At 68.6% G+C, this 11,288-nt stretch carries 21 protein-coding genes; all 21 read right to left on the bottom strand.

Going from position 1 to position 11,288, the window contains the following annotated elements; translation table 11 throughout:
* The coding region (locus tag AC2YHB_RS23645; RefSeq protein WP_487354719.1) for an FHA domain-containing protein at window positions 1–345 on the bottom strand (345 nt) is incomplete at its 3' end.
* 99 nt (window positions 346–444) lie between these two features.
* The gene (locus AC2YHB_RS23640; protein ID WP_487354718.1) at window positions 445–1,590 is read right to left on the bottom strand and encodes an isochorismate synthase; all 1,146 of its coding nucleotides are present in this window, start codon (window positions 1,588–1,590) and stop codon (window positions 445–447) included.
* A gap of 20 nt (window positions 1,591–1,610) precedes the next feature.
* A complete protein-coding gene (gene map, locus AC2YHB_RS23635) occupies window positions 1,611–2,450 on the bottom strand; it encodes a type I methionyl aminopeptidase (RefSeq protein ID WP_487354717.1) in 840 nt (279 codons plus the stop codon).
* A 12-nt stretch (window positions 2,451–2,462) separates the two neighbouring features.
* Entirely contained in the window at window positions 2,463–3,038 is a 576-nt protein-coding gene (locus AC2YHB_RS23630) for an adenylate kinase (protein ID WP_487354716.1), read from the bottom strand.
* A complete protein-coding gene (gene secY / locus AC2YHB_RS23625; RefSeq protein ID WP_036547913.1) occupies window positions 3,035–4,339 on the bottom strand; it encodes a preprotein translocase subunit SecY in 1,305 nt (434 codons plus the stop codon). The genes AC2YHB_RS23630 and secY overlap by 4 nt, the downstream gene beginning before the upstream one ends.
* A 160-nt stretch (window positions 4,340–4,499) precedes the next feature.
* Window positions 4,500–4,940 (bottom strand): 50S ribosomal protein L15, encoded by a 441-nt coding sequence (gene rplO / locus AC2YHB_RS23620; protein ID WP_036547910.1) that lies wholly within the window; start codon window positions 4,938–4,940, stop codon window positions 4,500–4,502.
* A gap of 2 nt (window positions 4,941–4,942) precedes the next feature.
* Entirely contained in the window at window positions 4,943–5,131 is a 189-nt protein-coding gene (rpmD, locus tag AC2YHB_RS23615; protein ID WP_036547907.1) for a 50S ribosomal protein L30, read from the bottom strand.
* Window positions 5,131–5,775 (bottom strand): 30S ribosomal protein S5, encoded by a 645-nt coding sequence (gene rpsE / locus AC2YHB_RS23610; RefSeq protein WP_036547904.1) that lies wholly within the window; start codon window positions 5,773–5,775, stop codon window positions 5,131–5,133. The genes rpmD and rpsE overlap by 1 nt, the downstream gene beginning before the upstream one ends.
* 25 nt (window positions 5,776–5,800) lie before the next feature.
* Entirely contained in the window at window positions 5,801–6,184 is a 384-nt protein-coding gene (gene rplR, locus AC2YHB_RS23605; RefSeq protein WP_036547901.1) for a 50S ribosomal protein L18, read from the bottom strand.
* A 2-nt stretch (window positions 6,185–6,186) separates the two neighbouring features.
* Window positions 6,187–6,726, bottom strand: a complete 540-nt coding sequence (gene rplF / locus AC2YHB_RS23600) for a 50S ribosomal protein L6 (RefSeq protein ID WP_036547898.1) — start codon at window positions 6,724–6,726, stop codon at window positions 6,187–6,189.
* A gap of 22 nt (window positions 6,727–6,748) precedes the next feature.
* On the bottom strand, window positions 6,749–7,153 hold the full coding sequence (gene rpsH, locus AC2YHB_RS23595; protein WP_036547896.1) for a 30S ribosomal protein S8: 405 nt from the start codon (window positions 7,151–7,153) through the stop codon (window positions 6,749–6,751).
* Window positions 7,154–7,219: 66 nt separating this feature from the next.
* Entirely contained in the window at window positions 7,220–7,405 is a 186-nt protein-coding gene (locus tag AC2YHB_RS23590) for a type Z 30S ribosomal protein S14 (RefSeq protein WP_011757321.1), read from the bottom strand.
* Between the two features lie 19 nt (window positions 7,406–7,424).
* Complete coding sequence (rplE, locus tag AC2YHB_RS23585) at window positions 7,425–7,994, bottom strand: 50S ribosomal protein L5 (protein WP_036547893.1); 570 nt, start codon at window positions 7,992–7,994, stop codon at window positions 7,425–7,427.
* A complete protein-coding gene (gene rplX, locus AC2YHB_RS23580) occupies window positions 7,994–8,389 on the bottom strand; it encodes a 50S ribosomal protein L24 (protein WP_036547889.1) in 396 nt (131 codons plus the stop codon). Before rplX ends, rplE begins: the two co-directional genes overlap by 1 nt.
* On the bottom strand, window positions 8,389–8,757 hold the full coding sequence (rplN, locus tag AC2YHB_RS23575; RefSeq protein ID WP_011757324.1) for a 50S ribosomal protein L14: 369 nt from the start codon (window positions 8,755–8,757) through the stop codon (window positions 8,389–8,391). The genes rplX and rplN overlap by 1 nt, the downstream gene beginning before the upstream one ends.
* 67 nt (window positions 8,758–8,824) lie before the next feature.
* Window positions 8,825–9,097: a 30S ribosomal protein S17 gene (gene rpsQ / locus AC2YHB_RS23570; RefSeq protein ID WP_036547886.1), complete on the bottom strand. Its 273-nt coding sequence runs from the start codon at window positions 9,095–9,097 to the stop codon at window positions 8,825–8,827.
* Window positions 9,097–9,333: a 50S ribosomal protein L29 gene (rpmC, locus tag AC2YHB_RS23565; protein ID WP_036547884.1), complete on the bottom strand. Its 237-nt coding sequence runs from the start codon at window positions 9,331–9,333 to the stop codon at window positions 9,097–9,099. The genes rpsQ and rpmC overlap by 1 nt, the downstream gene beginning before the upstream one ends.
* The gene (gene rplP / locus AC2YHB_RS23560; RefSeq protein ID WP_028656350.1) at window positions 9,333–9,752 is read right to left on the bottom strand and encodes a 50S ribosomal protein L16; all 420 of its coding nucleotides are present in this window, start codon (window positions 9,750–9,752) and stop codon (window positions 9,333–9,335) included. Before rplP ends, rpmC begins: the two co-directional genes overlap by 1 nt.
* A 2-nt stretch (window positions 9,753–9,754) precedes the next feature.
* A complete protein-coding gene (rpsC, locus tag AC2YHB_RS23555) occupies window positions 9,755–10,582 on the bottom strand; it encodes a 30S ribosomal protein S3 (protein ID WP_036547881.1) in 828 nt (275 codons plus the stop codon).
* Window positions 10,582–11,001, bottom strand: coding sequence for a 50S ribosomal protein L22 (gene rplV / locus AC2YHB_RS23550; RefSeq protein WP_487354715.1), 420 nt, complete (start codon window positions 10,999–11,001; stop codon window positions 10,582–10,584). The genes rpsC and rplV overlap by 1 nt, the downstream gene beginning before the upstream one ends.
* Window positions 10,998–11,279, bottom strand: a complete 282-nt coding sequence (gene rpsS, locus AC2YHB_RS23545) for a 30S ribosomal protein S19 (RefSeq protein WP_036547879.1) — start codon at window positions 11,277–11,279, stop codon at window positions 10,998–11,000. The genes rplV and rpsS overlap by 4 nt, the downstream gene beginning before the upstream one ends.
* Window positions 11,280–11,288: the final 9 nt, after the last annotated feature.

The following is an 11,288-nucleotide window of genomic DNA, read 5'->3' as shown; positions in this document are numbered from 1 at the left end:
GGGCGCCGGGGCCTGGTACGGCGGCGGCGCGGCGAATCCTCCCCCACCGCCCTGACCGGCGAGGACCGTCACGACGACCGGTTCGCCGACGGGGCCACCGAGGTGCAGGCTCACCGGGCCGCCGGTGAGCGGCAGCCGGGTGATCCGCTGTCCGGAGACGAAGGTCCCGTTGCTGCTCGAGTCGACCACGACCCACACGTCGCCCTCGACCTGGATGGAGGCGTGGTGCCGGGAGGCACGGGCATCGGTGACCGGGACGTCGCAGTCGAGCTCGCGCCCGATCACCACGCGCGGCCCGTCGAAGGTCCTGGTCGTTCCCGACCACTGCACCTGGAGACGGTCCACTACCTCATCCTTCGGGTCGGGGAGCAGGCTGACGACCTGAAACCCTAACCGATCAGGGCCTCCGCCAAACGGGACTTCGCTGGTCTCGGCGGGCGGAGGTCAGGGAAGGCCGGTGACGCGCGCCATCGTGGCGAGCTTGGCACCCGTCTCACGGACCTCCGACGCCGGGTCGGAGCCGGCCACGATGCCCGCGCCCGCGAACAGGCGCAGCCGGGGGCCGTCCATGACGGCGGCCCGGATGGTGATCGCGAACTCGCCGTCGCCGTTGCCGTCGACCCATCCGACGCAACCGGCGAACCAGTCCCGCAGGTCACCCTCCAGGTCGGCGATGACCGCGTTCGCGGCCGCCGTGGGCACCCCGCCCACCGCCGGCGTGGGGTGCAGCAGCTGGGCGAGCCGCAGCGCGCTGGGACCGTCGGCGGCGTCGGCCAGCCGCGCGTGGATCGGCGTCGCCAGGTGCCAGACCGTGTCGGTCGACATCAGCTCGGGGGTGGCGGGGTACTCGATCTCGACGCACACCTCCTTGAGCGCGTGCACGATCGCCTCGACCACGAAGGCGTGCTCGGCGAGGTCCTTGCCGGACTGCTGGAGGCCGGCCGCGCGCCGGGCGTCCTCGTCCGGGTCGCTGGAGCGCGGGACCGAGCCCGCCAGCGGCGTGCAGGAGATCTCGAGGCCCTCCCGGCGCACCAGCAGCTCGGGGCTCGCCCCGACCAGGATCGGGCCGTCGACGGGAGCCTCGCCGTCGTCGCCCCCGGGGACGAGCGGCACGGCGAACACGTAGCGCCCCGGGCGCGTGGTCAGCAGCCGGTCGATGATCTCGGCCGGCACGAGCGGCGGGTCGCTGACCACGTCGAGGCAGCGGCCGAGGACGACCTTGTGCAGCGACCCGTCGGCGATCTTCGCCAGCGCGGCCTCGACCATGCGGGCGTACTCGTCCGCGGTCGGGAACTCGGTGACCTGGTAGGCGCGCTCGACCGAGCCGTCGTGCGCGGGCCGCTGGAGGGCGTGCTCGGCACCGACGACGCGATGGGCCAGGCCGGGGGCCCCGGCGGCGAACGAGAGGGCGCACAGGGCGCGCTCCCCCGGCTCGAGCGCGGCCACGACCTCGTCGGCCCACGCGGGGTCGGCGCCGTCGGGGGTCTGGCTGGTGCCGAGGATGGTGGCCGCGACGTACGCCTGCTCGCCGGAGGCGAAGAGCAGCGGTCGCGCTGCCAGCGCAGCCGGGGTGATCGGATGCTGCGCCATGGCCTCGATGGTAGCCCGGCTCAGTCCTCGGCCCCGCAGGGGACGCCGAGGGCCGCGAGGCGCTCCCGGCCGCCGTCCTCCGCGGTCAGCACCCACACGCCGGTGTCGGTCAGGGCGAAGGTGTGCTCGTAGTGGGCCGCCCACGAACGGTCGGCCGTGATGACGGTCCAGTCGTCGTCCGCGACGACCGAGTCGTGCGTGCCGAGGGTGATCATCGGCTCGACGGCGAGGGCCATGCCGCGCCGGAGCCGCGGCCCACGACCCCGCCGGCCCTCGTTCGGGACGTCGGGGTCCATGTGCATCTCGGTGCCGATGCCGTGGCCGGTGTAGCCGTCGACGATGCCGTAGTCGCCCGCCGCGCGGACGAAGGACTCGACGGCGTGGGAGATGTCGCCGACCCGCCCGCCGACCTGGGCGGCCGCGAGCCCCTGCCAGAGGGCGTCCTCGGTGACCTGCAGCAGGCGCTCGACCTCGGCCCGCACCGGACCCACGGCGACGGTGATCGCCGCGTCGCCGTGCCAGCCCGTCCCGGAGGCGTCCGGGACGATCGCACCACAGTCGATCGAGATGATGTCGCCGTCCTCGAGCACCCGCGGACCGGGGATGCCGTGCACGACCTCGTCGTTGACCGAGGCGCAGATGCTCGCCGGGAACGGCGGATGGCCGTAGCCGAGGAAGGACGGTACGCCGCCCTGCTCGCGGATGCTCGCCTCGGCGAGCGCGTCGAGCTCGGCGGTGGTCACGCCGGGCCGCACGGCCTCACGCAGTCGCGCGAGGGTGCGGCCGACGACGAGCCCCGCAGCCCGCATGGAGCGGACCTGGTCGGGGCTCTTGACCTCGATCCGGTGGTCGAACAGCACGCGCGCCGCGCGTCAGCTCTGCGGCACGTCGTCCAGCGCGGCGAAGATCCGCTTCTGGACGTCGTCGATCTCGCCCATGCCGTCGACGGAGACGACCAGACCGCGCTCGGCGTAGACCGAGATCAGCGGCTCGGTCTCCGCGGCGTACACCTCGAGGCGACGGCGGATGACGTCCTCGGTGTCGTCGGCACGACCCTCGATCTCGGCGCGCTTGAGCAGGCGGCCGACGACGGCCTCCTGGTCGACGGTGAGCACGAGCACCGCGTCGAGCTTGTGACCGGTCTCCTCGATCATCCCGTCGAGCTCGGTGACCTGCGCGAGCGTGCGCGGGTAGCCGTCGAGCAGGAAGCCGCCCTCGGCGTCCGGCTCGGCGATGCGGCTGCGCACCATGTTGTTGGTGACCTCGTCGGGGACGTACTCACCGGCGTCCATGTACTTCTTCGCCTCGACGCCCAGCGGCGTGCCGCCGCTGACGTTGGCTCGGAAGATGTCGCCGGTCGAGATCGCCGGGATCGAGAAGTGGTCGGCGACCGCGGTGGCCTGGGTGCCCTTGCCGGCACCCGGGGGGCCCATGATCAGAAGCCTCAACGCAGGAATCCTTCGTAGTTGCGCTGCTGCAGCTGGCTCTCGATCTGCTTCACCGTGTCGAGTGCGACACCAACCATGATCAGGATGGACGTACCGCCGAACGGGAAGTTCTGGTTGGCATCGATCAGCACGAACGCGATCAGCGGAACGAGCGAGATCAGACCCAGGTAGAGCGAGCCCGGCAGCGTGATGCGGGACAGGACGTAGGACAGGTAGTCCTGGGTCGGCTTGCCCGCCCGGATCCCGGGGATGAAGCCGCCGTACTTCTTCATGTTGTCGGCCACCTCTTGCGGGTTGAAGGTGATCGAAACGTAGAAGTAGGTGAAGAAGATGATCAGCAGGAAGTACGCCGCCATGTGGATCGGGTGGCTCTGGTCGACGAGGTACTCGTTGACCCACCGGATGACCTTGTTCGGGTTCTGCTGGTTGAACTGGACCGCCATGGCCGGCAGGTAGAGCAGCGACGAGGCGAAGATGACCGGGATGATGCCGGCCTGGTTGACCTTGAGCGGGATGTAGGTCGAGCTGCCGCCGAACATCTTGCGGCCGACCATCCGGCGGGCGTACTGCACCGGGATGCGGCGCTGGGCCTGCTCGATGAAGATGACCGCGGCGATGAGGGCCATGCCGATGGCGATGACGACGCCGAAGGTCCACCAGCCCTGGGTGATCTTGACCTGCCACAGCGAGATCGGGAAGGTCGCGACCACCTGGGTGAAGATCAGGATGGACATGCCGTTGCCGACGCCGCGCTCGGTGATGAGCTCGCCGAGCCACATGATCACGGCGGTGCCGGCGGTCATGGTGACGACCATGACCAGGAAGGTCTTGGTGTTGTCGCTGTGCAGCAGCGGCTCCTCACAGCCCTGCAGCAGGTTGCCGGTGCGGGCGAGGGCGACGATGCCGGTCGCCTGCAGCACGGCGAGGCCGAGCGTGAGGTAGCGGGTGTACTGCGTGATCTTCGTCTGACCGGCCTGGCCCTCCTTCTTGAGGGCCTCGAGGCGGGGGATCACGACGACGAGCAGCTGCAGGATGATGCTCGCGGTGATGTACGGCATGATGCCGAGCGCGAAGATCGTCAGCTGGAGCAGGGCACCACCGGAGAAGAGGTTGACCAGGCTGTAGAGCCCGGCGTTCTCACCCTCCTTGGCGATGTCGATGCACTTCTCCACGTTGGAGACGTGCACGCCAGGAGCGGGGATCTGCGAACCGGCCCGGAAGATCACGATGATCATCAGGACGAACAGCAGCTTGCGCCGCAGGTCCGGGGTCCGGAAGGCGTTCACGAACGCGCTGAGCACTCGGTTCCTCTTCTCTCATCGCTGGCCTTGTGGCCAGCGGGAAGCCTAACAGGGCGGTCACAGCCCCCTGACGGGGTACGGCGACCGGGTTCCGGAGACGGCACGAGGGGCGCGGCGAACCCCAGCAGCAGCTGGGTCCGACGCGCCCCTCGCAGCGCCATCACAGGACCGTGACGGTCCCGCCGGCGCCCTCGATCTTCTCCTTGGCCGAGGCCGAGAACGCGTTCGCGCTCACCGAGACCTTGACCGTGAGGTCACCCTGGCCGAGCACCTTGACCGGCTCGCCCTTGCGGACGGCGCCCTTGGCGACCAGCGTCTCCGGGGTGACGTCGCCACCCTCGGGGAACAGCGAGCTGATCCGGTCGAGGTTGACGACCTGGAAGGTCACCTTGAAGGGGTTCTTGAAGCCCTTGAGCTTCGGCAGCCGCATGTGCAGCGGCATCTGGCCACCCTCGAACGCGACCGGGACCTGGTAGCGGGCCTTGGTGCCCTTCGTACCACGACCGGCGGTCTTGCCCTTGGAGCCCTCACCACGACCCACGCGGGTCTTGGCGGTCTTCGCGCCCTCAGCGGGACGCAGGTGGTGCAGCTTGAGAGTCATGGTCACTCGCCTCCGACGACCTCGACCGTCACCATGTGACGGACGGTGTGGACCATGCCCCGGATCTCGGGACGGTCCTCCTTGATGACGACGTCGCCGATCCGCTTGAGGCCGAGCGTGCGCAGGGTCTCGCGCTGGTTGGCCTTGGCGCCGATCTTCGACTTGGTCTGCTGGACCTTGAGCTGGGCCATCAGACGTTCACCGCCTCGGGCGCAGCCGACTTGGCGGCGGCCGCAGCGGCCTCGCCCTCGGCCTTGGCCTTCAGCAGCGCCGCAGGAGCGACGTGCTCGACCGGCAGACCACGGCGCGCGGCCACCGACTCCGGCTGCTCCAGGAGCTGGAGCGCCGCGACGGTCGCGTGCACGATGTTGATCTGGTTCGACGAGCCCAGCGACTTGCTGAGGACGTCGTGGATGCCGGCGCACTCCAGGACGGCGCGCACCGGACCACCGGCGATGACACCGGTACCGGGGGCGGCAGGGCGCAGGAACACCACGCCGGCAGCCTTCTCACCCTGGACCGGGTGCGGGATCGTGCCCTGGACGCGGGGAACGCGGAAGAAGTTCTTCTTCGCCTCCTCGACACCCTTGGCGATCGCCGCGGGAACTTCCTTGGCCTTGCCGTAGCCGACGCCGACCAGGCCGTCGCCGTCACCGACGACCACGAGGGCGGTGAAGCTGAAGCGACGACCGCCCTTCACGACCTTGGCGACACGGTTGATGGCAACGACGCGCTCGACGTACTGGCTCTTCTCGGCGCCGCCACGGCCGCCGTCGCGGCCGCCACGGCCACCACGGTCGCCGCCCGAACGCTGTCCGCGCTGGGGTCCGCTCATGATTTCTCCTCAGTCCTGTTCGCGGTCAGAAGGTCAGGCCGCCCTCGCGGGCGCCATCTGCCAGGGCCGCGATGCGACCGTGATACTTGTTGCCGGCGCGGTCGAAGACGACCGACTCCACGCCCTGCTCCTTGGCACGGGCGGCGACGAGCTCGCCGACCTTCTTGGCCTTGGCGGTCTTGTCGCCGTCGAAGGCGCGCAGGTCGCCCTCGAGGGTCGAGGCCGACACCAGGGTCTTGCCGACCAGGTCGTCGACGACCTGGGCGGTGATGTGCTTGGTCGACCGGGTGACCACCAGGCGCGGACGCTCGGCGGTGCCGGAGATCTTCTTGCGACCGCGGATCTGGCGGCGCAGCTTGGAGCTGGCGCGAGCCGAGAGGTTCCGCTTGTGCTTGAGGGTGATCGCCATGGTCATTTACCAGCCTTTCCGACCTTGCGGCGGACGTGCTCGCCGGCGTACCGGACGCCCTTGCCCTTGTACGGCTCGGGCTTGCGGAGCTTGCGAATGTTGGCGGCGACCTCGCCGACCAGCTGCTTGTCGATGCCGACGACGCCCAGCTTCGTCGGGCCGTCCACCGTGAAGGTGATGCCCTCGGGAGCGTCGAAGATGATCGGGTGCGAGTAACCGAGCTGGAACTCCAGCTGGGTCGGGCCCTTCGACAGGACGCGGTAACCCACGCCCACGATCTCGAGCTTCTTCTCGTAGCCCTCGGTGACACCGACGACCATGTTGTTGATCAGGGTGCGGCTCAGGCCGTGGTAGGCCTTCGAGAGCCGCTCGTCGTCGGGACGCTTGACGTCCAGGACGCCCTCGCCCTTCTCGACCGTGATCGGAGCGACCACGGTGTGGCTCAGGGTGCCCTTGGGGCCCTTCACCGTGACGACGGGGCCGTCCACCTGGACGTCGACGCCCGCGGGGACCGGGACGGGGAGCTTGCCGATGCGCGACATGTTCTTCTCTCTCCTTCCCTTGTCACCAGACGTAGGCGAGGACTTCCCCACCCACGCCCTTCTGGTTGGCCTGGCGGTCGGTCAGCAGACCCTGGCTCGTCGAGATGATCGCGACGCCGAGGCCGCCGAGCACCTTGGGCAGGCCCGTGTGCTTGGCGTAGACCCGGAGGCCGGGCTTGCTGATCCGGCGAACGCCGGCGATGGAACGCTCGCGGTTGCGGCCGTACTTGAGGGTGACGGTCAGCAGCTTGCCGACGCCGTTCTCGTTGTCCGCGACCTCGTAGGAGGTGACGTAGCCCTCCTGCTTGAGGATCTCGGCAACGCCCTCCTTGAGCTTGCTGTACGGCATGGTCACCGCGTCGTGGTACGCCTGGTTGGCGTTGCGCAGACGCGTGAGCATGTCTGCGATCGGGTCAGTCATCGTCATGATGTGTGTTCTTTCTCGAAGTGGTTTCGCACCGGACCAGCCGGAGCGACCTGCTACGTGGTGGGGTTACCAGCTCGACTTGGTGACACCGGGCAGCTCGCCACGGTGCGCCATCTCGCGCAGGCAGATACGGCACAGGCCGAACTTGCGGTACACGGCCTTGGGGCGGCCACACCGCTGGCAGCGGGTGTAGCCGCGAACCGCGAACTTCGGCTTGCGAGCGGCCTTGACCTTGAGGGCAGTCTTCGCCATGTCTTCTCTCCTCGTTGACTCAGCGCTCAGCGAACGGGAAACCGAGCTGCTTCAGCAGCGCGCGCCCCTGCTCGTCGTTGGTCGCCGTGGTGACGATGGTGATGTCCATGCCCCGCTGGCGGTCGACCTTGTCCTGGTCGATCTCGTGGAACATGACCTGCTCGGTCAGACCGAACGTGTAGTTGCCGCGGCCGTCGAACTGCTTCGGCGACAGACCACGGAAGTCGCGGATACGCGGCAGGGCCAGGGCCAGCAGGCGGTCCAGGAACTCCCACATCCGGTCGCCGCGCAGCGTGACGTGCGTGCCGATCGGCATGCCCTCGCGCAGCTTGAACTGCGCGATGGACTTGCGGGCCTTGGTGACGGCCGGCTTCTGGCCGGTGATCGCGGTGAGGTCGCGGATCGCGCCCTCGATCAGCTTCGAGTCACGCGCGGCCTCGCCGACGCCCATGTTGACCACGATCTTGGTCAGGCCGGGCACCTGCATGATGTTGGCGATCTCGAACTCGGCCTTGAGCGCCGGGAGGATCTCCTCGCGGTACTTGGTCTTCAGCCGGGGCGTGACCTTCTCGATGGTGCTCTCGGTCATCAGATTTCCTTCCCGGTCTTGCGGGAGATGCGGACGCTGCGCGTCGAGGAGTACTCCGAGCCGTCGGGACGACGCTTGGTGACCTCGACCCGCTTGTGGCCGACGCGGGTGACGCCGTCACCCTCGACCAGCATCACGTTGGACACGTGGATCGGCGCCTCGGTGGTGATGATGCCGCCGGTGTTGCCGGAGCGACCACCCTGGTCGACGACCTTGGTGTGCTTCTTGATCCGGTTGACACCCTCGACGATCACCCGGCGCTCCTCACGGAGAACCTTGATGATCTTGCCCTCGGCACCCTTGTCCTTGCCGGCGATGACCTTGACGGTGTCGCCCTTCTTGACGTGGAGGTTGGGACGCTTGCGGTCCTGCTCCGACTTCTTGCGGGCAGCCATCACAGCACCTCCGGGGCGAGCGAGATGATCTTCATGAACTTCTTCTCGCGCAGCTCGCGGCCCACGGGGCCGAAGATGCGCGTGCCACGCGGCTCGCCGTCGTTCTTGAGGATCACCGCGGCGTTCTCGTCGAAGCGGATGTACGAACCGTCGGGACGGCGGCGCTCCTTGACGGTGCGCACGACGACCGCCTTGACGACGTCGCCCTTCTTCACGTTGCCGCCGGGGATGGCGTCCTTGACGGTGGCGACGATGACGTCACCGATACCGGCGTAGCGACGACCGGAGCCGCCGAGCACGCGGATGCAAAGGATCTCCTTCGCACCGGTGTTGTCGGCGACCTTGAGTCGCGACTCCTGCTGAATCATCGATTTCTCCTGGTTGTCGTGCCGGTTCTCGACCCCTCAACAGGGGATCGAGCCTGGCCGAACGGAATTACTTGGCGCGCTCGAGGATCTCCACCACGCGCCAGCGCTTGGTGGCCGACAGCGGGCGGGTCTCCATGATGAGGACGCGGTCGCCGACGCCGCAGTCGTTCTGCTCGTCGTGGGCCTTGAGCCGCGTGTTGCGACGCATGACCTTGCCGTACAGAGCGTGCTTGACGCGGTCCTCGACGGACACGACCACGGTCTTGTCCATCTTGTCGCTGACCACCAGACCCTCACGGGTCTTGCGGGCGTTGCGCTGGGTCTCGGTCGACTCGGTCATCAGTTCTCCTCTTCCGTTCCCGGAGCGGTCCGGATGCCGAGCTCGCGCTCACGCACCACGGTGTAGATCCGGGCGATGTCCTTCTTGACCGTGCGGAGCCGGCCGTGGCTCTCCAGCTGGCCGGTGGCCGCCTGGAACCGCAGGTTGAACAGCTCCTCCTTGGCCTCGCGCAGCTTGGCCTCGAGGTCGACGTCGTTGAGCTCGTCCAGCTCGTGGGCGCGGATGACGTTCGCCATCAGAACTCACCAGCCTCTCGCGTGATGAATCGGGCCTTCATGGGCAGCTTGTGGATCGCACGGCGCATGGCCTCACGGGCCACGTCCTCCGGCACACCCGAGAGCTCGAACATGACGCGGCCCGGCTTGACGTTGGCGACCCACCACTCGGGCGAGCCCTTACCGGAACCCATGCGGGTCTCAGCCGGCTTCTTGGTGAGCGGACGGTCCGGGTAGATGTTGATCCAGACCTTTCCGCCACGCTTGATGTGACGGGTCATGGCGATACGGGCCGACTCGATCTGGCGGTTGGTGACGTAGGCACCCTCGATCGCCTGGATACCGAAGTCACCGAACGCCAGCGACGTACCGCCCTTGGCCGCACCCCGACGCTTCGGGTGGTGCTGCTTGCGGTGCTTGACGCGACGCGGCATCAACATGGTCAGGACTCCGTTCCGGTGGTCGGCTCCACCGCGGTGGCCTCGGGGTTCGACTCCACGGCGGGAGCGTCCGAGCTGCGGTCCGAGCGGTTCGGGCGGTCGCCGCGCGACCCACGGGTCGGACGGTCGCCACCACGGCTGGGGCGGCCACCGCGACCGGGGACACCGGCGCGGGCGGCAGCCTGGGCCTGGCGCTCGGCACGGGTGCCGGCGACCTCGCCCTTGTAGATCCACACCTTCACGCCGATGCGGCCGAAGGTGGTGCGGGCCTCGTAGAAGCCGTAGTCGATGTCGGCACGCAGCGTGTGCAGCGGGACGCGGCCCTCGCGGTAGAACTCGGTGCGCGACATCTCGGCGCCGTTGAGGCGGCCCGAGCACTGGATCCGGATGCCCTTGGCACCGGAACGCATCGAGGTCTGCATGGCCTTGCGCATCGCGCGGCGGAACTGCACGCGGCCCGACAGCTGCTCGGCGACACCCTGGGCAACCAGCTGCGCGTCGATCTCGGGGTTCTTGACCTCGAGGATGTTCAGCTGGACCTGCTTGCCGGTGAGCTTCTCGAGCTCGCCACGGATCCGGTCGGCCTCGGCGCCGCGGCGACCGATGACGATGCCCGGACGCGCGGTGTGGATGTCGACGCGGACCCGGTCACGGGTGCGCTCGATCTCGACCTTGGCGATGCCGGCCCGCTCCATGCCCTTGCTGAGCAGCTTGCGGATCGCGACGTCCTCGCCGACGTAGGACTTGTACAGCTTGTCGGCGTACCAACGCGACTTGTGGTCGGTCGAGATGCCGAGGCGGAAGCCGTTCGGGTTGATCTTCTGACCCATTACTTCTTGCCCTTCTTCGCGACGACATCGGCCGGCTGGACCGCGATGGTGATGTGGCTGGTGCGCTTGTTGATCCGGGTGGCCCGGCCCTGCGCACGCGGACGCCAACGCTTCATCGTCGGGCCCTCGTCGACTCGCGCGACCGACACGACCAGGTCACCGGTGGCGAGGCCCTCGGTGGTGGACGCGTTGGCGACGGCGCTCTGCAGCACCTTGTGCACGGTCTCGGCGGCGGCCTGCGGCTGGAACTGCAGCAGGGTCAGCGCCTCGTCCGCGGGCAGGCCGCGGACCAGGTCGATGACGCGGCGCGCCTTCATCGGGGTGATCCGCACGAAGCGGGCGGTGGCGAACGCGCCGGGCTCGTCGCCCAGGAGCGACTCGCGATGCGCGCTGGTGCGGTGACGCTCAGTGGTGCTCATCGACGGCGTCCCTTCCGGTCTTCCTTCACGTGGCCGCGGTAGGTGCGCGTCGGAGCGAACTCACCGAGCTTGTGGCCGACCATGGAGTCGGAGATGAAGACCGGGACGTGCTTGCGACCGTCGTGGACGGCGATCGTGTGGCCGATCATCGAGGGGATGATCATGGACCGGCGCGACCAGGTCTTGATGACGTTGTGGGTGCCCTTGTCGTTCTCGGCGTCCACCTTCTTGAGAAGGTGGCCGTCGACGAAGGGGCCCTTCTTCAGGCTGCGAGGCATCTCTCAGTT

It is taken from the genome of Nocardioides sp. SRI_004 (assembly GCF_057586415.1).
The sequence above is the reverse complement of the archived record's forward strand: the minus strand, read 5'-3'. Positions and strand labels throughout refer to the sequence as shown.